Consider the following 24,864-nt stretch of genomic DNA (forward strand, 5'->3'; position numbering starts at 1 on the left):
ATCCATCCCACTTAAGTTTCCATCCAGCCATTCAATGCTTTCATAATAAAATAAAGAAGGAGGGGCTACAATATTTCCACTACTTATAGGAATTAAATTGCTAATGGCGCGGAACAGTGTCGTCTTTCCAGAGCCATTGATAGCAAGAATACCATAAATCCTACCCTTTTCAAATGTAAAATCAACATCTTGTAAAATGACTTGTCGCGTTTTTAAGGTCACATGAGTAAGATGCAACATACCTAGCCCTCCTTTTTGGATTAATAGCCTCCGCTGTAGTAGTTTAGTACCTCATAACAATCGTAATTCCAGCCAGAACCAACTTTATACTCTGAATAGCTGTCATAACGATACCATAACAGGGGATTAATATAGTCATATCTCTAGCAATTCATACTAGACTTATAGTAGGTATTCCAACCATACCGATAAGTTTTAAGAACGCTAACAGCAGATACACTGGACTAAAAAAGACCAATAGATCATAAACTAACTAATTAAACGGTTTTTGCTAATTTTTAATGGTTTTATATCACCGATATTGAAGACGCTTTCATTATATCGTTTTTATCATTATTATGCAATAGATTTTTAGTTTGTTTTACTAATATATAATATTTGTCTCCTTCCTACCGAACGCTTTCTATTTTCCAACTCCTCCACCCTTTAAAGCGTATAGCTCCTTGCTGGTCAGTTCGGTAAACTTTACTATTGATACCTTCCAGTCGAGTCAAGGTTTCCTGATGGGGGCGTTTCGTTCGATTGTTCTTTCCAACTGAAATGAGAGTAAACTCTGGTTTGAGCTGTTCTAGAAAGGCTGAACTTGATGATTTTTTAGAGCCATGTTGACTAGATTTCAAAACATCCACTTCTAGGTCAGGATATTGCCTCAGCAAGTCCCTCTCTCCTTTCTCCTCCAAATTTCCAGTGAAAAGAAAGTTTTTATCCAAGAGTTTTCCATACAAAACCAGGGTATCTTCATGACCTCCGTCTCCAATTTTCCTTGGAGATAGGACTTCTAACTGACTTCCAAAAATTGGCAAGTTCTCTCCTGCTGTCACACTGCGCACCTTGGTTTGAGTTGCCTCTAGTTCTGCAACAATTTCCTTCTGTTTCAAACTGCCTTTTGACACTAAAATTTCGCCTACATGGAATGCCTTGGTCACCTCCAGCAAATCACCAACATGTTCCTTGTCCGTGTTAGTCAAAATTAGCTGGTCAATCATGGCCACTCCTCGACTTTTGAGGTAGGGAATCAAGGTTCGCTGGGCATTGCTAGTCGTTGCCTTTTCTTGCCATTTTTCAATTTTCTTATCAGATTCTGCCTTGCCACCGACATCTATGAGAATAGTCTTACCAGTTACATCCCGTAGGAAAATACTTTCGCCTTGCCCCACATCCAGCATGGTAATTTCATTTTCCAGTGGATGCTTGGTCAAGAAAAAGAGACCCACAATCAGTAAGCTGAAGCCAGCTACTCTTTTGATATTTTTCCTCAAATCATAGACTAAAGCCAAAGAAATTAATAGTAGTATCAACAGCCATGCATTGGGTTGTCCAAAGACCAGAGGTCTACTTGCCACCTGTGATACAAAGCGAATCATCCCCTCCAACCATTCAAAAATAAAATTCAGCTGAATGACTGGATAGAGAAAGGAAAGGGCAAATAAGATAGACAAGAGCGGTAAGAAGACCAAGTCAAAAAGAAAGGAAAAGACAAAGGTCAAGAGGATGGACCAAGGTTGAAATTCCGCAAAATAGAAGGATAGAATGGGTAATATTCCCAAAGAAATAACCAGACTTTCTCTGGCAATAGCCTTAAACCCCTCCCCTTCTTTACTGGTCATGGTCAAGATAAAAGCATAAGCACATGACAAAACTCCTCCTGCCGTCAGGAAAAAGTTAGGCATAATGATAAAGAGTACAAGGACCGTCAAGGCAAAATTATCCAAGCCCTTAACACCATGTTGAGCCAGTAACTTTTGCAAAAGACTGCGAATGACTGATGCTGAAAATCCTGTCAGCCCTGCATAGATAAGGGAAAAGGGATAGGTCAGCCATTTCAACTTTTCTTGGGTCAAGCCTAATCGCAAGAGGAGTTTCTTAAAGCCATCCATGAAAAAGCCTACCTGCATACCCGACAAGGCAAAGAGGTGGATAATTCCTAGACTAGAATAAAGCTCGTTCATCTCCTCAAAGTCGGTGTCCAGATGTCCTAACAAGAGCCCTGTCATGTAATTGCGCATAGGGTCTGGAAAATGTGTCTTAATCCAAACCACAGCCTTTCGGCGTAAACTGGATAGATTTTCTCCTATATCCCAACTGCTAACCTGTTTAAGGGACTGGATTTTTTTGATATTGAGTGTCTGGTAAATTCCCTGAGTCTTCAGATAGGCTTGGTAGTCAAAGCCACCAAAATTTCTCTGCCCTTCTGGCTCTGATAGTTTTCCTTCAAGTTCCAAATCATGAAGGGCTGTTAAAGCTTGAAAGGCTTCTTTCTCCTCCTCGGACTGGAGTTTATAATAAACTTGAAAAATGCGTCCATCAGACTTGCCACGAAAGGATAGACTATCACCATTAACCTTAATAGTGTCAGGCAAAATCCGTACCTTTTCGACAGAATCTACCAGATTTTGACTAGTTTGACTCTGTTGCCAATTTTGAAACAGAAACCAGAATCCAAAGATTCCACAAATCACTAGAACTTTGCCTGCAGATTTCCACGGAAATTGGATAAAGAGACAGACTAGCAGAAAAACAAAGCCCAACAAAGCAAGATAGGATGCTGAGAAAATAGCGTAGTAAAGCCAAAGTAACATAAAACTCAGGTAAATTAGGGGAATGGGGAACTTCTTAATCCACTGTAACATAGTCTTTTAACTTTTCTATCGTTTTGGCACCAATGCCAGAGACCTTCTTGAGCTCATCAACCGACTTGAATTTCCCATTTGTTTCACGATGGTCGATAATGTCCTGAGCTCGTTTTCCTCCCAGTCCCTTAACCTGTTTAAGCTCTTCCAGACTGGCCTTGTTGAGATTGACCTTCTTGTCCTTGCTTGTTGAAGAAAGCGCTCCAGAACCTGCCTGTTGACTAGCTGATTCTTCTCCCTTAGTTGGAACGTAAACCAGAGCCTCATCACTAACTTTCTGAGCTAGATTGAGCGACTTGCTGTCTGCTTGCTCTGTCAAGCCACCTGCCTTCTGAACAGCGTCATTGACTCGACTACCTACAGGCAAATCATAAATCCCTGGCAATTTAACAGCCCCCTTCACATCTACTGTGATTAGATCTTGTTCAAGGGGTTCTTCCTTTTCTTCCTTCTTCACTTCCTTTTCGGATACCGAATCCTTGGAAACAGCTGCAACTTCAGCCTGCAAATTCGTTTCTTTGACAGGTGTGTGTGGAGCTGGCTTTAGCAGGAAAAATCCGCCTACAACCAAGCCCAGACCAGTACAGATGACGATGATTTTATACTCTTTGATTTTCTCGATAATTGCTTCCATATTTTCTCCTCTCTTAGATTATTCGTAAGAGAAAGAAAAAACAGTCGAAAATTTCTTCTCAACTGCTTATTTATTTGCAAAATAGTCTTCCTTGGTCAAGACATAATGAACTCTTGTAACGATTCGGCCTTCTTCATGCTGGTCCATACAAGCATATGGTTCTACATAGGAAAAAAGCATGCCTGATTTCTCCATGACCTTTCCAGATGCAGGATTGTCCTTATCGTGAAGGGCGGTCAACTTGTTCATTCCAATCTTTTCAAAAGCCAGCTCAATCACGGCACGATTGGCTTCTGTCGTTAATCCTTGATTCCAATACTTTTTATTGATAATGTAGCCAATAGCTGCCTTCTTAAGAACAGGATCAATCTTGTGCAAGTCAATGGTTCCAATAAACTGACCATTGCTTTTTAGTTCTATTCCCCACCGTCCCAAGGGATTGGCCAAGTAGAACTGAGCAATGTTGTTCTTGGTTTCTTCCAAGCTTTGATTGGTTGGAAAAGTGTAGCGTGTATTTTCTATGTCCGAGGCATAGTCAAACATTTCTTGCGCATCATCCAAAGTTACAGGTCTAAGCAATAAACGCTCAGTCTCGACTATGGGATACTGAGCTAGTTTTAAAAAGATTGATTCCATAAGTTTCTACCATTCAAAAGTATTTTCTATCAGTCTAGCATAAAAAAGAAGTTACAGCAAGAAGCGCGAACAAAGAATACCAGATAACTGATTCTAGAGCAGAGAGTTTTCTGGTATTTGGAAGCATTTCTAAAAGCTTCTTAAAATCAATAATTACATAATTCAGAGTCCTACTGACAATGAAGATTCATCATTTTTTCTTTCCTTTTTTGAATCTAGTATTTACTTTTTTTATAACATAAAGAATAAAACTTCCCAAAATATCCAGTTCTATTGCATAGATGAACAATTTGACACTCCAGACCAGCCAAATAGGTCGCTTAATGCTCTCATCTGAATAACCACTATAATTAATAATCCCTAATAATATTGCAAAAGCTACAATCTCAAGTGGGATACGAATTTTTGCTTTCTTTAAACTGAAACCCTTAAATAAATCTCGAAAAGTCTCTTTTTTCGTAGGTACATCTTCCCAATATTCCTTGCTTTGAGTTTTAAGATATAAAAGATAGGCGACTTCTGTAATCAATTGAGAAAATGCATAGCTGAAAAGAAGAGCTCCAAGAATTCCAAAAATAAGTATCAATTTACCTGAAAGAAGACCGCCTATCATAGAAACTATAAAAATAATAAGAAGAGAGTTCTTACTATAAGCACTGGATTTTGCAAAATAATTACCCATTGTTCTATTGATAGAAAAACCTTTTTTTAACTCTCTTTTTAGCCAAAAATACTGATAAATAAAACTACAAATTGTACAAATAACTAAAAATGGAATAAAAATTGGAGAATATAGAGAGAATCCTATAGTAAATTCCTTCGTTGAAATAGAAGTAACTATAATCAAAAGCATCATCAACTGCAGAGAAAAGTATATGACCATATAGACTAGTAGCAGAAAAATTGTTGACAAAATTTGCTTCTTATATACAAAGAGACCAACTAATGGAATGAAAAATGCAATAATAAGGTAGAAACAAGAAATCAAGAGTAAATCAAAGAACCAATTCATAAATGGATTTATTATAGCAACTGTATCAAAATAATAATAAAAAGCGAAAATTTCTAGTGCTAATATAAATACTCCTGTCCATGAAATAACCATCATACTTGCAGATGCGCGAGTATTAGCTAAGATTTTAAAATAAGCTTTATTTAATTCTTCAACTTCTTTCACTGTTTTTTCTTTCACATTAACCTCCTAAATTGACCTAACTCTAAATCCGTTTAATTAAAAATCACAGCTTAATCAGCTTATTCTAATTTTTCGATAAATTAAAAAAATGTATAGAACTCGATTTTTCAATTAAATATCTTTATTTTCTAATTCTTTGTATAACTTTCTCAATATCATGCCGCGTTTAATCAATTTGGTATTTAAAATAGTGTATACAATAAAATATGATGATAAAGTTAATACAAGACTAATATAATTACCTGAACTTATGAAAATGATTGCAGTCACTATTCCTATAATCAAAAAACAGAGCATCGTTATATATAATATTAAAACATTCCTTTTTTCTTGCTTTAAAAAGTTTTGATAATTTCTTAAATCAATTTGAAATTCTTCTAACTCAATGACACGATTTAAAACATAATAAAGGAATAGACTGCTACCAATACTAATGATAATATAAGCAAGGACCAAAGACAACAACCGAAAATCTGTTGGCACTTTACCATTTTTACTTATACTTCTTAAAACACTATATAAAATAAGAGCAATTGAACTGTAACCAGTAATAGCAGTTGCTCCATTGGTTTTATCCTTTATTGAATATAACAGTTGATGATTTTCATTGCTATAGTAGACAGATTTTCCCTGATATATACCTAGAGCAATGAAATTCTTAGTGTTACTTTTCATAATTACCTTTCTCATTTATAAGTTTTATACAGTTCATTTATGATTTTTCCTCTCTGAAATACTTTATTATAAAAGAACATAAAATATATAGTCATAAATAAAACTGAAACAACTCCCCATGAAATATTGTCATATGTGATAAAGAGGTATGCAAAGAATATTATCATTAGTGGTAATATGATAAGAGATAAATAGGTAAAGAAGACATTTTTTCGCTCTCTTAACACAAAGTCCCTCATTGCTTTTTCCTCTAATTGATGTTTTTCCACTTCTCTCTCACGATGGAAGATCATATAACAAACAACAAATGCTGTTATAAAGGAAATTAGGATGCCAATCATTAGAAATTGATATCTTCCCAGAATGGTTAAATAGTATTTGGAATTAACTTTTCCAATTATGACATAAATAATCATGATCATGCTACTGCCAGCAGTTTCCAAAAAAGAAGTCTTTTTTCTTACTATGTATAAACTAGAATCTTTTTTATCAAAATAAACTGGATTTTTATCAATTGTTCCTATCGGAACCATATTTTTTAAATATTTTTTCATATATCATTTTCCTTAGTGGAATATTTTTTGTCTAACATATGAACCACTTTAAATCTCTGTATTGGTTTCGTGTTTAATAACAATAGAGGAAACATATAAAATAAAATGGCTAAAAACAAAAACAAAAAATTAGAAGTCAATAAATAAACTATAGAAAAAAGCACTGGAAAAAGAAATGCCAATAATATAATTAGATAGCTCTTAACTATATTTTTCTTCTCATTTTTAAGAAAAGTTATCATATCAACGTTTGAAAGCACAAAGGGACTAATAGTTAATTCTTCATTCAAAGCTGGTCTGTAGATGAGTTTTGAGACAATGATCATTAGAAAAAAACCAAAAGTCAAGGGCCAAAAACCACTAAACACCTGAACTTTTGTTATTTCTCTTACAATCACATAAAGGATAAGTGCTACTCCTGTTGAGAAAGCGATAGGAGACACTTTAAACTTTCTTTTAGAATGACCTAAGAACATCTTGTCTGTTTTCTTATCAAAAAAAACTGTTTCCCCTTCAAAATTACCAATGCCTACAAATTCAACGTCCTTTAACTTTATAATTTGCTTTTCGTCCAAGAGAATCTCCTATTTTTCTTATCTGATGCATACTCAAACATTGCTTCCATATCATCCAAAGTTAGAAATCTAAGCAATAAACGCTATGTCTCCACTATTGGATACTGGCTAGTTTTAAAAAGAATGATTCCATACGTTTCTACCATTCAAAAGTATTTTCTATCAGTCTAGCATAAAAAAGAAGTTACAACAAGTTTTTCTTGATTTTTAAAGCGGTTTCATATAGAATAAAATCATCACCTTATTTTATAGATAATTGTGATAAATCATTTACAACCCGTCAATAGAAAGGGAGTTTTTCTCTATGTTAATCGGAATTCCAAAAGAAATTAAGAATAATGAAAACCGTGTCGCCCTCACACCTGCTGGTGTCCACAGCTTAGTCGTTCGTGGTCATCGCGTCCTTATCGAAACAAATGCTGGTCTCGGTTCAGGATTTACTGATGATGACTATCAAAAGCAAGGAGCTGAGATTGTCGCTACTTCTGGTGAAGCTTGGGCTGCAGAGTTAGTCGTGAAAGTAAAAGAACCATTAACTTCTGAATATGGTTACTTACGTGACGACCTGCTTCTCTTCACCTACTTGCACATGGCCGCTGCTCCAGAATTAGCAGATGCCATGTTGGAATCAAAAACAACAGGGATTGCCTATGAGACTGTCCGTGATTCCCAAGGTCAATTACCACTCCTCGTACCTATGAGTGAGGTTGCAGGCCGTATGGCAGTCCAAATCGGTGCTCACTTCCTAACCAAACAAGCAGGAGGTTCTGGCGTCCTACTGGGTGGTGTACCGGGTGTACCTAAAGGAAAAGTAACCATCATCGGTGGTGGTGTCGTAGGGACCCATGCTGCCCGCATCGCTTTAGGATTGGGAGCGCAAGTGACCATCCTTGATATCAGTGCTAAACGTCTCTCCGTTTTAGAGGAGGTCTTTGGTCACCAAATTCAAACTCTTATGTCAAATTCTTTCAACATCGAAGCCAGTGTGAGAGATGCGGATGTGGTGATCGGAGCGGTTCTCATCCCAGGTGCCAAAGCACCAAAATTGGTGACAGAGGAGATGGTCAAGCAAATGCGTCCAGGATCAGTCATCGTTGACGTTGCTGTTGACCAAGGTGGTGTTATCGAGACAGCTGACCGTGTGACAACGCACGATGAGCCTGTCTATGAAAAACACGGTGTGCTCCACTATGCCGTTGCTAACATCCCCGGTGCAGTTGCCCGTACTTCAACCATCGCCCTAACTAATGTCACTCTTCCTTATATCGAAGCTTTGGCTGGTAAAGGTTTTGTGCAAGCAATCTCTGAGGATGAGGGCTTGCGTCAAGGTGTTACCACTTATCAAGGTTACTTAACCAGTCTTCCAGTAGCTCAAGGTCTCGATCAAAAACATACTCCAATTGATGAACTAGTATAAAAAATCTAATTATCAGATAAAAGAAAGAGCAATTCCACCTGAACTGCTCTTTTTTGCTATTCTGTTTCTTCTTGGATTTCTTCACGCTCTTCATTTTTAATTGGAGCTGGTTCATAAGCTCGGATAATCTGAGCGACAACTGGATGGCGAACCACATCCTTGGCTGAAAAATGAACAAAGTCAATCTGGTGAATGTTCTTGAGCTTTTCCTGAGCATCAATCAAACCGGACTTGACGTTACGCGGAAGGTCAATCTGACTGATATCTCCATTGACAATCATCTTAGAATTAAAACCTAAACGAGTCAAGAACATCTTCATCTGCATGATAGTCGTATTTTGCGCCTCATCGAGAATGACAAAGGCATCATCCAAGGTTCGTCCACGCATATAGGCAAGGGGCGCAATCTCGATAATTTCACGCTCCATGAGTCGAGTTGTTTGGTCTTTTCCCAGAATCTGATACAAGGCATCATAAACAGGTCGAAGGTAAGGATCTACCTTCTCTTTAAGATCACCCGGAAGAAAACCTAGACTCTCGCCAGCTTCCACTGCCGGGCGTGTTAGGATAATCCGCTTAACCTGACCACGTTTAAGAGCTGTCACAGCCAAGGTCACTGCAAGGAAGGTCTTCCCTGTACCTGCTGGCCCAATTCCAAAGGTCACATCGTGCTGTTTGACACTGTCCACATAAAGTTTTTGACCCAAGGTTTTGACACGGATAGGCTTCCCAGTATTATCTTTGATGATTTCTTCTTCATAAAGGGCGACAAACTTATCAATTTCATCGTTTTTGACCATACTAATTGCAGTCACCACATCTGGCGTACCAACGGTCATCCCACGGTTCACCAAGACCATGAGAGCTTGAATAACCTGACGGGCTTCCTCGCAAGCAGACTCTTCTCCCAAAACCTGGACAATCTCCGTACGAGCATGAATCACCACATCAAGCTCTTCTTCCATTAAACGAAGATGGCGCTCATTGGAACCAAAAAGATGAAACAGATCATCTGGATGACTCAGTTGAATGTCTATTGAATGTTCCTTCAAATAAAGAACCTCTCTAATCCTTTTATTTCTTTTTATTATAGCAAAGGGGTGGAGAAATTACTAGCCCAAACCCAGTGAATCATGCTAGTGTTCTAAGTATTCTTGCCAAATAACGTCAAAGTCTCCTAGGTTAAAAGAGAAACTGGCATGTTCTTCTAAAAAGCGACTCACCTCATCAAAATCATCTGTGTGTTTTGGAAAGGCTGATTCTTCAAAAGCAAGGTCTGCCAAGATAGCCTTGGGACTGTTACTTTTAGGATTGCGCTCGGTCATGAGCCAAGTGTAAAATGATTTTCTCAATTCTTTCTCCTATCAAGACTTTTTTTGATGAAACTTTTCTGATTTTTAAAAATTACTGGACTTAGCCACTGACACATAGTGGTTTATAAAATCCGTTTTCGCATCTGTATAGGCGTCTCGATTGTGTTCAAATTCTTTCCATAAACTTAGTTTTAATTCCTGATACGCTTGGGCAATATCTGGATGCTGGCAGAGATAATCTCTAAAATAAATCTCGTCATGATCTCCCGTCATTCGCAAATGTAAATGAAAAACTTTCTCAGCAAATCCCTGTTCTGTATATCCTTTATTTAGCGAAATCCTGGTAGGACTCTCCGACATCACTAGCCAACCATTCTTCACCAATAAATCCCTAACTCTTGCTAAATCCTCTATTTTACCTACTTCTAGCAGAATATCAACGATATTTTTGGCCCAAATATTAGGGATAGCAGTGCTACCGATATGTTCTATTCTTTTAATAAAATTTGCACCCAATATTTTTTTCAGACTTGTTTTCTCCAATTCATACCAGTCTTTCCACTCTGACTTGTGCTCTACTAGAAAAATAGGAAAAAGTTGCCAGAGTTCCTCTAAACTCATTTCTTCAAATTTCTTTATCATGTCTATAAGACCTAGATCAACTCTGTCCCAAACTGGTCTTGCTTGATTTTACCAGCCTTCATCAAGCCACCGAGTGCTTTCTTGAACTGACCTTTAGAGATACCAAAGATTTCCTTGATGTCCTCAGGGGATGACTTATCATTTAAGGTCATGAAACCGCCATTGCTTTCCAAATAGGTCAAAATCATCTGGGCATCATTTTCCAACATCTCAAAAGAACGTGGTTTAAGGGAAAGGTTCAAGGTACGGTCCACTTCACGGAAACCAATAACGCGCGCATCTAAAACTTGACCTAAACGTGGCTCTGCATAGCGCTCGCTAGGATGGATAAAGCCAAGCATGTTATTTTCTGGCAGATAGACAAAGGTACCTGACAGCTTGAGGCGGTAAACAATGGCTGGCCAGTTTTGGTTCTGCATGTTGTTGTAGGCAGGACGAGCCAGACGTTGGAAGTCTTCTTGATAAGCCAAGAGTCCCCAGATACGGTCTTTCTTGTCCACTTCAAGACGGATGTAGAGTTGGTCGCCCTTCTTAGGCCAGAGTTCCTTGAGCTCAGGGAGAATATCGAGTGACACAACGATTTCCTTGTCAGGAAGGCCTGTATCCACAAAGACACCCAAGTCTTTACGAACTTCCGTTACAGTTCCCCAACCAAATTGTTCCTGAGTGGCAGTCACTTCTAGAGTGGTCAGGCGGAGTTTTTGCTTCATATCCGTGTAGGCAAAACCTTTGACCGTATCCCCTACTGTTTGTTGGCCTTCTTCCTTAGCAAGAGCATAGGTTTGACCATCCTTTTGCACAAAGTAAAAACGGTCATTTTCATCGATAATCAGTCCAACGATAAAACTTGCAAGATTTGTATTCATATTTCCTTCTTTCGAATAAAACTCAGCCAGCAATGCCAACTGAGTTTTTCTGTTTATTTTTAGACTTCCAAAAGTTCTTTCTCTTTGTTGGCAGTCATGTCGTCGATGTGTTTAACAGCATCGTCTGTTACTTTTTGAATATCTTTTTCAAGAGTCTTCAATTCGTCTTCAGTGATTTCTTTTGCTTTTTCTTGTTTCTTAGCTTCGTCCATAGCATCGCGACGGATATTGCGGACAGCCACTTTAGCATTTTCGCCGACCTTCTTCACTTCTTTAGCAAGGTCACGACGAGTTTCTTCTGTAAGAGCAGGGATAACCAAACGAATAACAGAACCGTCGTTAGCTGGTGTGATACCAAGATCAGAAGCGTTCAAGGCACGTTCGATGTCTTTCAATGAAGACTTGTCAAATGGTGTTACCAACAAAACACGCGCTTCTGGAATCGTAATTGAAGCGATTTGGTTAAGAGGAGTTTCGACTCCATAGTATTCTACATGTACACGGTCAAGCAAGCTTGCATTGGCACGACCAGCACGGATACCTCCAAATTCACGAGCAAGTGATTGGTGAGACTGGGTCATTCTCTCTTTAGCTTTTTCAATAATTGCGTTAGCCATAATCTTTCTTATTCCTTTTCTTCGATATTATTTGAAACTGTTGTTCCGATATTTTCACCAAATACGACACGTTTGATGTTGCCTGGTTGGTTCATGTTGAAGACAACCAAGTCAATGTCGTTATCCATTGAGAGGGTTGAAGCTGTTGAGTCCATGATACGGAGACCTTTATTGATAACGTCACGGTGGGTCAATTCTTCAAATTTAACAGCGGTCTTGTCCTTCTTAGGATCGGCATTGTAAACACCATCTACGCCATTTTTAGCCATAAGGATAGCATCCGCTTCGATTTCAGCTGCACGAAGAGCCGCTGTTGTATCTGTTGAGAAGTAAGGTGAACCAATTCCGGCACCAAAGATAACGATACGGCCTTTTTCAAGGTGACGAAGGGCACGTCCACGGACATAAGGCTCTGCCACTTGTTGCATAGCAATCGCTGTTTGTACACGCGTATCGACCCCAACTTGCTGCAATGAATCTGCCATCACAAGAGCATTCATAACAGTCCCAAGCATTCCTGTGTAATCTGCCTGAACGCGGTCCATACCTGCTTCTGCTGCAGGTTCACCACGCCAGAGATTTCCTCCACCAATAACAAGGGCAATTTCGATACCTAAGCTATGAACTTCTTGAATCTCTTTTGCGATTGTTTGAACTGTTTGGATATCAATCCCTACGCCACGTTCACCGGCAAGGGCTTCACCTGATAACTTAATTAAAATACGTTTATACTTGGGATTCGCCATTTTCACTCTCCTTCTTTTATCCTACCTATTTTATCACAATTTCTAAGATTTTTATAGTATCATGAGCAATTCTTTCAAAAAAATTAGACAGTTAAAAATTCCTCTAAAGCGCTGAGGGCACGCTCTGCAATTTTTTCATAACGAGCCTTCTTATCACGAATACGTTCGCCTTCCAACTCCTTGATGATTCCAAAATTGACATTCATTGGTTGGAAATGTTTGCTGTCCGCATGGGTGATGTAATGAGCTAGACTTCCAATCGCTGTTGTCTCTGGGAAGATTGCTTCACTTTCTCCCTTGAAAAGACGAGCCGCGTTAATTCCCGCAACTAATCCTGACGCAGCTGACTCTACATAGCCTTCCACACCCGTCATTTGACCAGCAAAGAAGAGATTTGGCTGTTTCTTGGAACGATAGGTTTGCTCAAGAAGATTTGGTGAATCCATATAAGAATTGCGGTGCATGACACCATAACGTACAAACTCCGCATTTTCAAGGCCTGGAATCATTTGGAAGACACGCTTTTGTTCTCCCCATTTGAGGTGGGTTTGGAAACCAACAATATTGTAGAGACTACCAGCCGCATTATCCTGACGAAGTTGCACAACCGCATAAGGTGTTTTGAATTCTCCATCACGAGGGCCTGTGTAATCGTCTGGATACTCAAGTCCAACTGGCTTCATAGGGCCATAGAGCATGGTTTTAATACCTCGTTTAGCCATGACTTCGATAGGCATACAGCCTTCAAAGTACTTTTCTTTTTCAAAAGAATTGAGCGGTGCTTCTTCCGCATTAACCAAGGCTTCATGGAAATCCATAAACTCTTGCTTAGTCATAGGAGCGTTAAGGTAAGCCGCTTCTCCCTTATCGTATCGAGACTTGAGATAGACCTTGCTCATATCAATGGTGTTGACATCGATAATAGGCGCTGCCGCATCGTAGAAATAGAAACCATCGCCATCATTAAGGGCATGAATCTTTTCAGCCAGGGCATCGCTAGTCAACGGACCAGTAGCGACAACTGTGATAATATCTGTCGGCAATTCTGTAATTTCATCACGAACCACTTCAATCAAAGGATGGTTGGCAACTTTTTCGGTCACCATTTGGGAGAAACCATCACGGTCCACCGCAAGAGCTCCTCCAGCGGGAACACGTGTAGCCTCAGCAGATTTCAAAATAACTGAACCCAAGCGACGCATTTCTTCCTTGAGGAGACCCACTGCATTTGTCAAAGCATCCCCACGAAGAGAATTGGAACAAACCAACTCAGCAAAATTGTCTGTTTTGTGCTGGGGTGTTGACTTGACACCACGCATTTCATAAAGTTTAACTGGAATACCACGTTCTGCAATTTGGTAGGCAGCTTCAGAACCTGCCAAACCAGCACCGATAACATTGATATAAGATTGAGACACGACACTAATACCTCTTTGGGAGTGTGAAGACAAGGTTCACATTGAAAAAGCCAATCGGACTTACTTCGCTTTCGAATTTCCTGGCTCAGGCTGAAAAAGTCCACAGGACTTTCCTCCCTCTCGAATTTCTTGGCTCATGCTGAAAAAGTCCCCCGGACTTTTTCACTCCCACAAATCTTTCTATTTTTTTCTTCTACTAGTATAACAAAAAAAGGGAAGAAGGCAAACTTCCCTGTTTAGTCATTTTCTTGATTTTCTTCCCAGTCGTGGTAGGCAGCGTATAGCTGACTTTTATTCCACTGGTAAATCTTAGCGACTTCCTTAATGGCTTGATTTTTCTTCATGCCTTGCTGGATACGGGCTTGGATTTCTGAAAATAAGTCTTCCTCGTCTTTTTCTTCTACATCCTGACTGGCACCTTCAACGATGAGAAGGCATTCTCCCTTAAGTGGCGTTTCAGCGATGCTTTCCAGCAATTCAGAAATTGTACCTCTTTGGTATTCTTCATAGATTTTGGTCAATTCTCTAACCAAGACCACCGAGCGGTCGCCATAAACTGCTAGCATATTTTCCAACGTATCTGCTACACGATGAGGGGATTCATAGAAAATTTGTGTTTCAGGATAGTCTTTTTTCGAGTCGAAAAATTGCTTTTGCTGGCCTGACTTTCTCGGTAAAAAGCCGTAAAAGATATGTGGCTGTGGCGCTAAACCACTAGCGATCAAGGCAGAAATTCCTGCAGAGGCACCTGGAACAGTGACAACTGCAATTTCTTCCTCAATAGCTGCCTTAACCAAATCATGACCAGGGTCTGAGATACTAGGCAAACCCGCATCGGAAACTTGAGCAATACTTTGTCCTGCTTTCAGGAAACCAATCAAATCAGGAATTTTTTCCTTGGCATTGTGCTCATGAAAACTAATCTGCTTGGTGGAAATATCAAAATGCTTGAGCAAAAGACCTGTATTGCGCGTGTCCTCAGCCGCAATATAATCCACTTCCTTCAAGGTCTGGATAGCACGAAAGGTCATATCATCTAGATTGCCAATCGGCGTTGCCACTAGATACAGCTTGCCGTAGGGAGACTGCCCCTTAAAACTTTTTTGAATCTGCATGCCTACTCCCTGTATAACAACTCATCACAGAACATACATTCCTCGTCCTGCTCTCGACGTTGTCCATAAAAATCATTACATACGTGAAATCCATCACGGTAAATGCGACGAACACTTTCGCGAACATGCTTGGCCTTGACAGGAGCGTCTGCCTCCACCTCACCCAAGCGTTCTCGCAACTTACTATTTTCCAAACGAAGAGCTGTATTTTCCTCTACCAGGCTCTTGAGATTTTTCTTGATGGCTTCCACATCGGCCAAGGTTACCAATAACTGTTGGGAAAAATCATCCAGCGCGTCAAATAATTCTTTTTTGTCCATAAAACAGCCCTTTCCTTTCTTTATCGTTCATTTTTGAGTTTACATTTCTTTCAAGACCAGATATTCCATGGCATTTTGAAAGCTGACATTAGCTTGCCACATTTTTCTAGCTTCTAGCAAATCTTGTAGAATCACTCTTGCTTGTAGGATATCTTGTCCACAGAGGACTTCAAGAATCCGTAAAACCTGATCTTGTTTTTCCTTATCATCTGCCAAGCTAGCTAGTTTGGCAACTTGCAAATAACTTTCTTTTTTCTTAGCTACTAACCAAGTCAGCAGGCGTTCACTTTCATCAACCAAGATCCAAAAACTTGCCTGATTGGCTAACTTTTCTGCTTCAGCTCGCGATTGACTAAACTGGGCTAAAAGAGTTGCTTTTTTCTTGACCAGACCTGCTTGTTCTAATTGATGGATGAGCTTCTCTTCTTGCTTTTTAAAGTGGAAAATCTGGGTTCGACTGCGGATTGTCGGTAAAATCTTTTCCTCATCGCTGGTCAAGAAGAAAATATAAACCTCGCTCTGGGGTTCTTCGATGACCTTGAGCAGAGAATTGGCTGCATTAGGATGCATTTTCTCAGCTTGCTCGATAATAAAGACCTGTTGCTGACTTTCAATCCCTGCTTGGGAAAACTGGCCCACCAATTCTCGAATCCGTTCTGTCTTGATGACCTGATTGACTGGCTTAATCAAAGTGACATCGGGAAATTCTCCCAGTTCAATCAGCTTACAATTTCGGCATTTCTCACATGGTAAAACGCCTACTTTATCCGTACAAAAGAGGCTCTTAGCCAAAAACTGCGCCATTTCCAAGCTTCCAAAGAAACCTGAAAAGAGATAGGCATGATTGAGCTGGTCTTGTTCTAGGATACGAACAAAGCGGTCAAACTGGTCTGGTTGCCAATCTTTTAGTTGATCTTGTTTCATTTGGCCAAGCCCATTCTGTCAAACAAGACAGCCTTGGTAGTTTCCACAACTTGCTCCAAAGGAAGACTCGCATCAATCTTGACTATGCGATTTCCTTCTTTGTCCAGAAGAGAAAGGTAACCTTGACGGACTTTTTTATGCAAGTCCAAACCTTCTAAGTCCAAACGATTGACCTCACGATTGCTATTAGCCGCAATGCGAGCCAGTCCTGCTTCCGCCTCGATGTCAAAATAGAGGGTCAAATCGGGTTTAAGGCCATCTGTCGCAAACTGATTGAGCCAATCAATGGCGTCAATATTCAAGCCACGACCAAATCCCTGATAGGCAAGAGAACTATCGATGAAGCGATCCATAATGACCAACTTGCCAGCTTCAAGGGCAGGGAGAACTTTTTCCACCAAGTGCTGTCTGCGACTGGCGATATAGAGAAGGAGTTCCGTTTTAGGATCCATCTGAGTATGACTTGGGTCCAAAATCACTTCCCGAATCTTCTCCCCAATCAAGACTCCGCCAGGTTCACGGGTCGTCAGCACCTCTACCCCTTTTTCCTCTAAAATTGGTAGCAGAGCCTCTAAAACACTGGTCTTTCCTGCTCCCTCTGGTCCCTCAAGAGAGACTAAAAATCCTTTTGACATGTCTAACTCATTTCTTTTTTACTACTTCTATTCTATCAAAAAATAGGGGTTTGTGACAATCTTTTTTGTCTTCTCATTTAATACTCAATGAAAATCAAAGAGCAAACTAGGAAGCTAGCCGCAGGTTGCTCAAAACACTGTTTTGAGGTTGCAGATGGAATCTGACGCAGTTTGAAGAGATTTTCGAAGAGTATCAGCCACCATAAAAGAGGCAGACAAAACTACCTCTTATTTACCTAATTCTTGTGTTCGTTTGTAGGCTTGACCAACTGCCTCCATGACCGTTCCTCTAAAAGCATGCGCTTCTAAGCTCGCTACACCAGCAATAGTCGAACCTCCTGGGCTGCAGACTTGGTCTTTCAATACTCCAGGATGCTCTTGGCTTTCTAGGACCAATTGACCAGCTCCTACCACTGTTTGAGCCGCCATTTTCAATGCTGTCTCTCGTGGCAATCCAGTCTGAACACCTGCATCTGCCAAGGCCTCAATAAAGAGATAGACAAAGGCCGGCCCACAACCTGCAAGACCTGTCGCCGCGTCGATTAAGCCTTCCCCAAGTTCAACCAAGAGGCCAGCCTTGCTTAAAAGCTGACAAAATAGCTCACTGTCCTCAGCCCTGCAATTAGGAGACAAGGCATAACTAATCACTCCTTGCCCGATAGAAGCAGGGGTATTCGGCATCATACGAATAATTCGGTGTTGACTTGGCAGAAGATTAGCGAGTTTTTCCAAAGTCAATCCAGCTGCCATCGAAATCAAAAGAAGACTCCCTCGTTTTTCAAGAATGGTCTGATATTGAGAAAGCAAGTCTGAGAACTGAGCTGGCTTAACACCTAGAAAAATCACATCTGCTTCTGCAAAGATTTCTTCATTGCTAGAAGCTTGACCGCCAAAGTCGGCAATGAAAGCATCCACCTTGGCTTGACTGCGATTGGCAAGGAGAAGGTCATCACCCGTCTTGGCCTGCAAAACAGCCTTGGCCAAGCTAGCTCCCATATTTCCCAAACCAATAAATCCAATCTTCATTTTTTACTCCCTTATCTGTCCGTCACCAGTAACCACATACTTGTAGCTGGTCAATTCTTTCAAGCCCATTGGACCACGCGCGTGCAGTTTTTGAGTAGAAATTCCCATTTCACAACCCAGACCAAATTGGCCACCATCGGTGAAACGCGTTGAGGCATTGACATAGACTGCTGCAGAGTCTACTTGATCTGTAAAGTAAGCTGCAACTTCAGCATTCTCCGTCACAATGGCATCCGAATGATGGGTACTGTGGGTTTCAATATGAGCAACTGCTTCTTCTAAACTGCTCACAACCTTAACAGCTAGTACATAGTCTAAAAACTCGGTGTCAAAGTCTTGGGCCTCAGCTACTCGACCTGAAACAAACTGACTTGCTGTGCTATCTACACGGAATTGAATTGGCTCCAGTCCAGCTTCCTTGCGCTCTGCAACTAGAACTTGCTCCAAGCGAGGAAGGAAGCTTGCTGCTTTGTCTTCATGAACAAGTAGAACCTCCATGGCATTGCAGACAGAAGGACGACTAGTTTTGGCATTGTTGATGATAGACAGTGCCTTGTCCTCATCTGCGTCCTTATCGACATAAACATGGACAATCCCAGTTCCTGTCTCGATAACTGGTACAATAGCATTTTCAACCACTGCATTGATCAAACCAGCCCCTCCACGAGGAATGAGCAGGTCTAGATAGCCCTTGGCCTTCATCATAGCATAGCTACTTTCACGGCTGGTATCTTCCACTAGTTGAATCACATCTGGATGAATGGTCGTTGTCTCCAAACCCTTCTTCAAGGCTGTGACAATGGCATGGGCCGTTTGATAGGCATCCTTACCACTACGAAGAACAACTGCATTTCCACTTTTAAGAGCCAAAGCAGCCGCGTCAGACGTCACATTTGGACGACTTTCATAGATAATACCAATAATCCCCATAGCCACCCGTTTCTTTGTGATAACCAAACCATTTTCAAGATGATTGGTTTCCAAAACTTCACCGATTGGATCTGGTAAGGCAACCACTTCACGAATCCCAGTTGCCATTGCTTCTATACGCCCTGCATCCAAATAAAGACGATCCAGCATCACATCTGAGATTTTACCCTTAGCAGCTTCCATATCGAGGGCATTGGCCGCTAAAATTTCCTCAGTAGCAGCCACTAAGTGATCAGCCATGGCTAGCAGAGCTTGGTTTTTCACGACTTCACTGGCTGTGTTGATTGATTTTTTAACAGCCTGTACCTGTTCAAATTGTTCTTGTGTACTTACCATAGTTTACCTCTAAAATTCTGTAAAGAGTAGTTGGATTTCAGGAGTAATGGAAATCCAATCGTCACGGTGAATCAAGACCCCCTTGGCTTTTTGAGAACGCAACATATCCTCCAAAGCAGATGCTCCAAATTGCACACGTCCTTTTCCAAGTGATTTTCCACTTTCCTTGTCAAATACTGTCACGATATCACCGTAAGAAAAGGATCCTTCTGCGTCAACAACACCAGATAAGAGAAGACTCTTTCCATGTTGAGAAAGAGCTTCTGCAGCCCCTTTATCAACCCAAATAGAACCTTGACTCTGAGCATAAAAGGCCAGCCATTGTTTCTGGGTACGAAGTCCCTTCTCTTGAGCAACAAAGTAGGAACCATCCTTGGTCTCCTCAGCTGCCTCAATCATGGCATCTGACTTCAAGGATGAGCAGATATAAACAGGAACTCCTGATTCTGTCGCAATAGTTGCAGCCTTGATTTTTGTTAGCATGCCCCCAGTTCCGTTTGAAGAACCTGCCCCACCGGCCATATCAATAATCTCACGATTGATAGTCTCGATTTTCTCCAAGCGTTTGGCTGTTGGATCTGAATTAGGATTTCCAGTATAAAGACCGTCTACGTCTGTCAGGAGGACCAAAAGGTCTGCTTGGACCATGGCCGCTACCTGTGCACTCAGAGTATCATTGTCGCCAACCTTGAGCTCATCAATGACGACACTATCATTCTCATTTATGATAGGAATCGCGCCACGGCTAAGTAGAACTGACAAAGCCTGATGGGCATTTTTATAACGGCGCTTATCCACAAAATCATCCTGAGTCAGTAAGATTTGTGCAGAAACGATTTGGCGCAAGAGAAGATTGGTCGTGTATTCTTCCAACAAAAGCCCTTGTCCTACCGCTGCTGAAGCCTGTTTATCAGCAATCTTAGTCGGACGCTTTTTAAATCCTAAGGCCCCAAAACCTGCAGCAATGGCACCTGACGACACCAAAATCAATTCATGACCAGCTTCGTGCAACATAGCCAATTGCTGGGTAATAGCCTTTACCTTACTACGTGATAAACTTCCATCCTCATTTGTCAGAGAAGAAGTCCCCACCTTAAAGACAATCCGTTTGTATTTCATAGTCTCACTCCGATTCTTCATATTTATCCATTATAACATGAATGACAGTAAATAGAAAAGAGTTGATAGGAAAAAGAAGGCCCTAAAACCTTCTTTTTTACTACTGTTCTGATTCCGATTTATTTGCACTCGTTTCAGAGCTTTGTGAAGTTGAAGAAGTCAAATCTTGACTAGTTGAAGAACTTGTAATACTTTCGTGTTGACTCGTTTCTTTATTTTCAAGATCTTTTTTCACTACTTCATTGGATTCTTTTATTTCTGAGTTACTTGTATCTCTAGTTGTAGCAGATTTCTCTACCGGAACATCCACTAACCAGGCACCACTTGAATCAACAGTATAGCCTTCTGGTGTCTTACCATTCACAAGTAATTGACCATTTTCTTTCAAGAAGTACCATTTATCCTTGTCTTTAATCCAACCTATAGCTCGTGAACCATCTGTCTTGTAGAAATACCAATCATTTGCCTTTTTAAGCCAGCCTTGCTTCATAGCTCCTGATTCTTCTAGATAGTAATGATGACCAGAAACTTCTATCTCGCCTGTCTTCATGGTACCAGTAGAATCCATATAGTACCAGGTTTCTTTATCTTTTACCCAGCTCGTTTTCATTTCCCCTGATTGAGCAAAATAGTACCATTGTCCATCAATCTTACGCCATCCTGTTATCATATCCCCATCATTTGATAGATAATAGGTCTGACCGCCAGTATTAAGCCAACCAGTCTCCATCTGATTTTCTTTGTTGAAATAATACCAGTTTCCATCGATTTTTTTCCAATTTTTAGCAGAAGCACCAGAGTCTGTGAAATAGAACCAACGATTGTTCCATTTTTTCCATTGATTCTGTAACAAGATACCCGTTTGGTTGAAGTAATACCACTCACCTTTGATTTCATTCCAACCGACAGCATACTCTCCTGTAGAATCAGGCGCTTGATACCACCAGTTTCCATATGCACTCTTATGCCAACCAGCTTGAAAACTTGGAATCGGCTTGTAGGAAGTTGAAATGTTTACTAAACCGTCTTTTCGAATATCAAAAACTGTCGCATCATAGTCTTTGCTGGCTGCGTTGATTCTCTCAATTCCTCGTTCTTTGAGCCAATTGACATACTCACTATCAACACCAGTTTTCCAAGGTAAACTATCCGAAGTTTGAACAATCAAACTCGGACTCAAATTTTTAATGAATTCCTTGGTGTTTGATTTATTGGTATCATAGTGATGGTTAAACTTCATCAAATCAACTTTTCCAATGAGAGGACCATACTTGTCTTCTGCTCCATGAACATTATCTAAGTCGCCCCCAAGGTAAATTTTCTTACCATTGACTTTCACCACGCTAATCAAGGAATTGGAATTGTCATCCCAAATTTTCTTTAATTCACCTGATGAATCAGTTTCATTTTCATAATTATAGAGCTGAATATCCATGTCCCCAAACTGAAAATGAGCATCCCCTTGCGTGATGTTTTGAATAACTGAAACACCTTTTTCAGCGGCAGTCTGTAAAACCTTATCATAGCCATACAGATTATCCCATAGATGAGTTGGTGTTGTAATCCGACTATCAGAGTATTTTTTCATGTAGATACGACCAACTGGATAGGTTTGCAGTAACTCATCAACGTTTCCAATATGGTCACTATGGGTATGGGTTACCAAAATAAAATCAAGTTTTTGGACACCCAATTCCTTTAAATGTCGCGAAACACGGTCTGTCAGAACATGCTTATAAGATGTTTCAATTCCTTCTCTCCATGGATAGCGAGAATCACTTCCATCTGGGAAATCATAATCTTCTCCTGTATCAATCATGGCAAAATGTCCGTTGCTTTCAAGAATAATCGCATCACTGCCACCTTCTTGAACATTGATAAAGTGGATTTTATTTCCTGAACTTTCTTGAGCTTGAACATTCCCATACCATGATAAACTTAAAAAAGTGCTTGCAAGTGCTAAACTAATCAATTTCTCTTTCATTCTTACTTTCTCAATCTCTCCAATGTTTCCTTAAAAATCTCTGGGATATCTGCTGTAAATTCCATGGTCTCACCTGTTCTCGGATGGGTAAAGCCTAGAGTCTTGGCATGGAGAAATTGTCCATGTCCTTTCAAAGTCTTGCGAGGACCATAGACCTCATCACCAGCGACTGGATGGCCAATATAAGCCATGTGAACACGGATTTGATGAGTGCGTCCTGTCTCTAGCTGCAACTCTACCAAGCTGTAATCACCAAAACGTTCCAAGACGTGGAAACGGGTCACTGCAGGCTTCCCTTTAGCAGTCACAGCCTGTTTCTTACGGTCTTTTTCACTACGGCCAATCGGAGCTTCAATCACACCACGATCATTAGGCAGATTTCCATGAACAATGGCCCAATATTTGCGGAGAGACTTTTTATCCTTGAGTTCTTGGGCAAGTGCTAGATGCGCCTCATCATTTTTAGCAATCATGAGAAGACCTGACGTATCCTTATCAATACGGTGAACAATTCCTGGACGTAGAACCCCATTGATACCCGACAAATCCTTAATATGGTACATAAGGGCATTGACTAGGGTTCCACTGGTATGACCAGTACTTGGGTGGACAACCATTCCCTGAGGCTTGTTAACGACAGCCACATCCTCATCTTGATAGATAATTTCAAGAGGAATTTCCTCTGCTACATACTCTAAGACCTCTGGCTCTGGTACATGGTAAGTGACGATATCACCTTCTTGGACAGTGTATTTAGCTTTCTTGACTTGACCATTGACCAAGACCTGCCCTGATTTGATTTGTTCATTCGCGAGACTGCGTGATAATTCTGTCAAATCTGACAAAGCCTTATCTAAACGCAGGCCACCAGTTTCAATTTTAATTTCCATTTATTTCCTCTTTTAGCATTGCAATCAATAAAATAATCACTCCAACCGTCAGATAGCTATCTGCCACATTGAAAATTGCAAAATTGATAAAGTCAAGGTGGAACATATCCACAACAAAGCCCTGACTGATTCTGTCAATAAAGTTTCCAAGACCACCTGCAATAATCAAGGTCAAACCCAAGACCATCCAAAGTGAGTCCTCCATGTGTTTATGTAGATACCAAATGGCACCTACCATAACGACCAGTGTAATGATAGCAAATAACCACTGCTGGTCTTGTAGCATGGAAAAGGCTGCACCTCGATTTTGCAGGTAGGTCAAACTAACGAAATTGGGAATCCAAGAGCGTACTTCACCCAGTGGAATCTGCTGGACGATATAGGATTTTACCAACTGATCAAGCCCAATCAAAAGTAGTACAATGACTGCCACTATTCCTCTTTTTTTCATGATTTCCTCTTCTGATTAAAATATTCTTGCATGACTTCTACAAAGAGAGTCCCAGCTTGACTCAGCTCCACTTCTTCACGTTTAACATAGACCATGCGATTATCTAGGTTATCCTTGAGACGAATGACTGTAATCCCATTGACACTGTCACTATCTAAAAATCCGGAACCTGTTGCATAAGCGTCCGTCCGCTCCAAAATACCATTCAAAGTAGCACGGTCTGTCACATTGAACATCTGCGAGCTCGCACTGGTATCAACAAAGTTCTCTGAATAATAAAGGTACTCGTCTTTTTCTTGAGTGAAACGAACCGTTGGTAGATCAGCTAAATCCTCCATAACCAATTCCTCTTTCTGAGCCAAAGGATGCCCCTCGCGGAGATAAATGTGGGTATGGAAGGAAATCAATTCAATGACCTCCAGACCTAGCTTTTCAACCCGTTGCATAATACCTTTTTTATTTTGATTGTTGAGGTAGATAATCCCGATCTCACTATGCCCTTGCGCTACTTCATCTAAAATTTGAACAGTAGTTGATTCAAAAATACGAAAGTTCTTATAATCAGGATAGCGCTCTGAAAAGGCCGTAATGGTTGGTGGCAAGAAGTCATAGTGCTGACTAGCAATGGAAAATTCATCCTTTTCTTCCTCAGGATTGGCATACTGATTTTGAAAAATATCAAATCCTTTAACCAATTCTTGCGCTTTTTCATAAAATTCCATACCACGACGAGTCAAGAAAGTCCCTGAGCTGGTCCGACGGAAAATCTTAAAGCCCAACTCTTTTTCCAAATCACGAACAGAAATAGACAGACTCGGCTGACTAACATACATCTTTTCAGCAGCTTCACGAAAAGTACCGCTATTCGCAATAGCCACAACATAGCGTAATTGTTGAATGTTCATCTTCTACCCCCAACTTCTTTATCTTTTCATTATACCATATTTTAGAAGTTTTCCAAAAAGGAAAAAAGTCT

Annotated in this window: 27 protein-coding genes and 1 pseudogene; 2 read left to right on the top strand and 26 right to left on the bottom strand. The window is 40.4% G+C overall.

Annotated elements, in window-relative coordinates; genetic code table 11:
* From ACLNCW_RS00985 to ACLNCW_RS01020, 8 genes are all read right to left on the bottom strand, one after another.
* On the bottom strand, positions 1-240 hold a 240-nt coding region (locus tag ACLNCW_RS00985), incomplete at its 3' end, for an ATP-binding cassette domain-containing protein (RefSeq protein WP_424845206.1).
* 389 nt (positions 241-629) lie between these two features.
* The gene (locus ACLNCW_RS00990) at positions 630-2,870 is read right to left on the bottom strand and encodes a DNA internalization-related competence protein ComEC/Rec2 (protein WP_424845207.1); all 2,241 of its coding nucleotides are present in this window, start codon (positions 2,868-2,870) and stop codon (positions 630-632) included.
* Positions 2,854-3,504, bottom strand: coding sequence for a helix-hairpin-helix domain-containing protein (locus ACLNCW_RS00995; protein WP_424845208.1), 651 nt, complete (start codon positions 3,502-3,504; stop codon positions 2,854-2,856). The genes ACLNCW_RS00990 and ACLNCW_RS00995 overlap by 17 nt, the downstream gene beginning before the upstream one ends.
* A 66-nt stretch (positions 3,505-3,570) precedes the next feature.
* The gene (locus tag ACLNCW_RS01000; protein ID WP_424845209.1) at positions 3,571-4,140 is read right to left on the bottom strand and encodes a GNAT family N-acetyltransferase; all 570 of its coding nucleotides are present in this window, start codon (positions 4,138-4,140) and stop codon (positions 3,571-3,573) included.
* 190 nt (positions 4,141-4,330) lie between these two features.
* Positions 4,331-5,332, bottom strand: coding sequence for a hypothetical protein (locus tag ACLNCW_RS01005; RefSeq protein WP_424845210.1), 1,002 nt, complete (start codon positions 5,330-5,332; stop codon positions 4,331-4,333).
* Positions 5,333-5,446: 114 nt separating this feature from the next.
* On the bottom strand, positions 5,447-6,010 hold the full coding sequence (locus ACLNCW_RS01010) for a hypothetical protein (RefSeq protein ID WP_261014206.1): 564 nt from the start codon (positions 6,008-6,010) through the stop codon (positions 5,447-5,449).
* An 11-nt stretch (positions 6,011-6,021) separates the two neighbouring features.
* Positions 6,022-6,564 carry a hypothetical protein gene (locus ACLNCW_RS01015; RefSeq protein ID WP_424845211.1) on the bottom strand — a complete coding sequence of 181 codons (543 nt, stop codon included), beginning with the start codon at positions 6,562-6,564 and terminating at the stop codon, positions 6,022-6,024.
* Positions 6,561-7,139: a hypothetical protein gene (locus ACLNCW_RS01020; RefSeq protein ID WP_424845212.1), complete on the bottom strand. Its 579-nt coding sequence runs from the start codon at positions 7,137-7,139 to the stop codon at positions 6,561-6,563. The genes ACLNCW_RS01015 and ACLNCW_RS01020 overlap by 4 nt, the downstream gene beginning before the upstream one ends.
* Positions 7,140-7,443: 304 nt before the next feature.
* Here ACLNCW_RS01020 and ald point away from each other — a divergent pair, with 304 nt between their 5' ends.
* A complete protein-coding gene (gene ald, locus ACLNCW_RS01025; RefSeq protein ID WP_424845213.1) occupies positions 7,444-8,556 on the top strand; it encodes an alanine dehydrogenase in 1,113 nt (370 codons plus the stop codon).
* 56 nt (positions 8,557-8,612) lie between these two features.
* Here ald and ACLNCW_RS01030 read toward each other — a convergent pair whose 3' ends face one another.
* The 18 genes from ACLNCW_RS01030 to ACLNCW_RS01115 all read right to left on the bottom strand — a co-directional run bounded on the left by ACLNCW_RS01030 (position 8,613) and on the right by ACLNCW_RS01115 (position 24,793).
* Positions 8,613-9,608: a PhoH family protein gene (locus ACLNCW_RS01030; RefSeq protein ID WP_049543507.1), complete on the bottom strand. Its 996-nt coding sequence runs from the start codon at positions 9,606-9,608 to the stop codon at positions 8,613-8,615.
* Between the two features lie 84 nt (positions 9,609-9,692).
* Positions 9,693-9,908: a YozE family protein gene (locus ACLNCW_RS01035; protein WP_049488667.1), complete on the bottom strand. Its 216-nt coding sequence runs from the start codon at positions 9,906-9,908 to the stop codon at positions 9,693-9,695.
* Between the two features lie 45 nt (positions 9,909-9,953).
* On the bottom strand, positions 9,954-10,511 hold the full coding sequence (locus ACLNCW_RS01040; protein WP_424845214.1) for a GrpB family protein: 558 nt from the start codon (positions 10,509-10,511) through the stop codon (positions 9,954-9,956).
* 11 nt (positions 10,512-10,522) lie between these two features.
* Positions 10,523-11,377: an RNA-binding virulence regulatory protein CvfB gene (cvfB, locus tag ACLNCW_RS01045; protein WP_308525693.1), complete on the bottom strand. Its 855-nt coding sequence runs from the start codon at positions 11,375-11,377 to the stop codon at positions 10,523-10,525.
* Positions 11,378-11,436: 59 nt separating this feature from the next.
* The gene (gene frr / locus ACLNCW_RS01050; protein ID WP_001262225.1) at positions 11,437-11,994 is read right to left on the bottom strand and encodes a ribosome recycling factor; all 558 of its coding nucleotides are present in this window, start codon (positions 11,992-11,994) and stop codon (positions 11,437-11,439) included.
* 8 nt (positions 11,995-12,002) lie between these two features.
* A complete protein-coding gene (gene pyrH / locus ACLNCW_RS01055; protein WP_000002996.1) occupies positions 12,003-12,740 on the bottom strand; it encodes a UMP kinase in 738 nt (245 codons plus the stop codon).
* Positions 12,741-12,823: 83 nt separating this feature from the next.
* Entirely contained in the window at positions 12,824-14,158 is a 1,335-nt protein-coding gene (gene trmFO / locus ACLNCW_RS01060; RefSeq protein WP_424845215.1) for a methylenetetrahydrofolate--tRNA-(uracil(54)-C(5))-methyltransferase (FADH(2)-oxidizing) TrmFO, read from the bottom strand.
* Positions 14,159-14,394: 236 nt separating this feature from the next.
* Complete coding sequence (gene rsmI / locus ACLNCW_RS01065; protein WP_424845216.1) at positions 14,395-15,273, bottom strand: 16S rRNA (cytidine(1402)-2'-O)-methyltransferase; 879 nt, start codon at positions 15,271-15,273, stop codon at positions 14,395-14,397.
* A 2-nt stretch (positions 15,274-15,275) separates the two neighbouring features.
* A complete protein-coding gene (gene yabA / locus ACLNCW_RS01070; protein WP_000358228.1) occupies positions 15,276-15,593 on the bottom strand; it encodes a DNA replication initiation control protein YabA in 318 nt (105 codons plus the stop codon).
* Between the two features lie 39 nt (positions 15,594-15,632).
* Positions 15,633-16,517, bottom strand: coding sequence for a DNA polymerase III subunit delta' (locus ACLNCW_RS01075; RefSeq protein ID WP_424845217.1), 885 nt, complete (start codon positions 16,515-16,517; stop codon positions 15,633-15,635).
* Positions 16,514-17,152, bottom strand: coding sequence for a dTMP kinase (gene tmk, locus ACLNCW_RS01080; protein ID WP_424845218.1), 639 nt, complete (start codon positions 17,150-17,152; stop codon positions 16,514-16,516). The genes ACLNCW_RS01075 and tmk overlap by 4 nt, the downstream gene beginning before the upstream one ends.
* A gap of 228 nt (positions 17,153-17,380) precedes the next feature.
* The gene (gene proC, locus ACLNCW_RS01085; RefSeq protein ID WP_000689679.1) at positions 17,381-18,178 is read right to left on the bottom strand and encodes a pyrroline-5-carboxylate reductase; all 798 of its coding nucleotides are present in this window, start codon (positions 18,176-18,178) and stop codon (positions 17,381-17,383) included.
* 3 nt (positions 18,179-18,181) lie between these two features.
* The gene (locus tag ACLNCW_RS01090; RefSeq protein WP_424845219.1) at positions 18,182-19,444 is read right to left on the bottom strand and encodes a glutamate-5-semialdehyde dehydrogenase; all 1,263 of its coding nucleotides are present in this window, start codon (positions 19,442-19,444) and stop codon (positions 18,182-18,184) included.
* Positions 19,445-19,453: 9 nt separating this feature from the next.
* Positions 19,454-20,563 (bottom strand): glutamate 5-kinase, encoded by a 1,110-nt coding sequence (proB, locus tag ACLNCW_RS01095; RefSeq protein ID WP_023947776.1) that lies wholly within the window; start codon positions 20,561-20,563, stop codon positions 19,454-19,456.
* A gap of 100 nt (positions 20,564-20,663) precedes the next feature.
* Complete coding sequence (cbpE, locus tag ACLNCW_RS01100) at positions 20,664-22,547, bottom strand: phosphorylcholine esterase CbpE (protein WP_424845220.1); 1,884 nt, start codon at positions 22,545-22,547, stop codon at positions 20,664-20,666.
* Between the two features lie 2 nt (positions 22,548-22,549).
* Positions 22,550-23,437: an RluA family pseudouridine synthase gene (locus tag ACLNCW_RS01105; protein WP_237446930.1), complete on the bottom strand. Its 888-nt coding sequence runs from the start codon at positions 23,435-23,437 to the stop codon at positions 22,550-22,552.
* Positions 23,427-23,888, bottom strand: a complete 462-nt coding sequence (gene lspA / locus ACLNCW_RS01110) for a signal peptidase II (RefSeq protein ID WP_000745688.1) — start codon at positions 23,886-23,888, stop codon at positions 23,427-23,429. Before lspA ends, ACLNCW_RS01105 begins: the two co-directional genes overlap by 11 nt.
* A complete protein-coding gene (locus ACLNCW_RS01115) occupies positions 23,885-24,793 on the bottom strand; it encodes a LysR family transcriptional regulator (RefSeq protein ID WP_001025697.1) in 909 nt (302 codons plus the stop codon). The genes lspA and ACLNCW_RS01115 overlap by 4 nt, the downstream gene beginning before the upstream one ends.
* Between ACLNCW_RS01115 and ACLNCW_RS01120 the strand changes: the two are divergent.
* Positions 24,786-24,860, top strand: a pseudogene (locus tag ACLNCW_RS01120) (AraC family transcriptional regulator); the annotation flags it as partial. The gene ACLNCW_RS01115 and the pseudogene ACLNCW_RS01120 sit on opposite strands and share 8 nt — an antisense overlap.
* Between the last annotated feature and the right edge of the window lie 4 nt (positions 24,861-24,864).

It is taken from the genome of Streptococcus sp. CL6.22, from assembly GCF_049738055.1.
Lineage (GTDB): Bacteria > Bacillota > Bacilli > Lactobacillales > Streptococcaceae > Streptococcus > Streptococcus mitis_DJ.

Excerpts from the sequence above, each read along its gene's own strand:
- lspA (WP_000745688.1), bottom strand. The coding sequence starts at position 23,888 with ATGAAAAAAAGAGGAATAGTGGCAGTCATTGTACTACTTTTGATTGGG.
- ald (WP_424845213.1), top strand. The coding sequence starts at position 7,444 with ATGTTAATCGGAATTCCAAAAGAAATTAAGAATAATGAAAACCGTGTC.
- ACLNCW_RS00990 (WP_424845207.1), bottom strand. The coding sequence starts at position 2,870 with ATGTTACAGTGGATTAAGAAGTTCCCCATTCCCCTAATTTACCTGAGT.
- ACLNCW_RS01040 (WP_424845214.1), bottom strand. The coding sequence starts at position 10,511 with ATGATAAAGAAATTTGAAGAAATGAGTTTAGAGGAACTCTGGCAACTT.
- ACLNCW_RS01105 (WP_237446930.1), bottom strand. The coding sequence starts at position 23,437 with ATGGAAATTAAAATTGAAACTGGTGGCCTGCGTTTAGATAAGGCTTTG.
- ACLNCW_RS01000 (WP_424845209.1), bottom strand. The coding sequence starts at position 4,140 with ATGGAATCAATCTTTTTAAAACTAGCTCAGTATCCCATAGTCGAGACT.
- cvfB (WP_308525693.1), bottom strand. The coding sequence starts at position 11,377 with ATGAATACAAATCTTGCAAGTTTTATCGTTGGACTGATTATCGATGAA.
- tmk (WP_424845218.1), bottom strand. The coding sequence starts at position 17,152 with ATGTCAAAAGGATTTTTAGTCTCTCTTGAGGGACCAGAGGGAGCAGGA.
- frr (WP_001262225.1), bottom strand. The coding sequence starts at position 11,994 with ATGGCTAACGCAATTATTGAAAAAGCTAAAGAGAGAATGACCCAGTCT.
- proB (WP_023947776.1), bottom strand. The coding sequence starts at position 20,563 with ATGAAATACAAACGGATTGTCTTTAAGGTGGGGACTTCTTCTCTGACA.
- ACLNCW_RS01015 (WP_424845211.1), bottom strand. The coding sequence starts at position 6,564 with ATGAAAAAATATTTAAAAAATATGGTTCCGATAGGAACAATTGATAAA.
- yabA (WP_000358228.1), bottom strand. The coding sequence starts at position 15,593 with ATGGACAAAAAAGAATTATTTGACGCGCTGGATGATTTTTCCCAACAG.
- ACLNCW_RS00995 (WP_424845208.1), bottom strand. The coding sequence starts at position 3,504 with ATGGAAGCAATTATCGAGAAAATCAAAGAGTATAAAATCATCGTCATC.
- cbpE (WP_424845220.1), bottom strand. The coding sequence starts at position 22,547 with ATGAAAGAGAAATTGATTAGTTTAGCACTTGCAAGCACTTTTTTAAGT.
- ACLNCW_RS01075 (WP_424845217.1), bottom strand. The coding sequence starts at position 16,517 with ATGAAACAAGATCAACTAAAAGATTGGCAACCAGACCAGTTTGACCGC.
- ACLNCW_RS01010 (WP_261014206.1), bottom strand. The coding sequence starts at position 6,010 with ATGAAAAGTAACACTAAGAATTTCATTGCTCTAGGTATATATCAGGGA.
- rsmI (WP_424845216.1), bottom strand. The coding sequence starts at position 15,273 with ATGCAGATTCAAAAAAGTTTTAAGGGGCAGTCTCCCTACGGCAAGCTG.
- pyrH (WP_000002996.1), bottom strand. The coding sequence starts at position 12,740 with ATGGCGAATCCCAAGTATAAACGTATTTTAATTAAGTTATCAGGTGAA.
- ACLNCW_RS01090 (WP_424845219.1), bottom strand. The coding sequence starts at position 19,444 with ATGGTAAGTACACAAGAACAATTTGAACAGGTACAGGCTGTTAAAAAA.
- proC (WP_000689679.1), bottom strand. The coding sequence starts at position 18,178 with ATGAAGATTGGATTTATTGGTTTGGGAAATATGGGAGCTAGCTTGGCC.
- ACLNCW_RS01115 (WP_001025697.1), bottom strand. The coding sequence starts at position 24,793 with ATGAACATTCAACAATTACGCTATGTTGTGGCTATTGCGAATAGCGGT.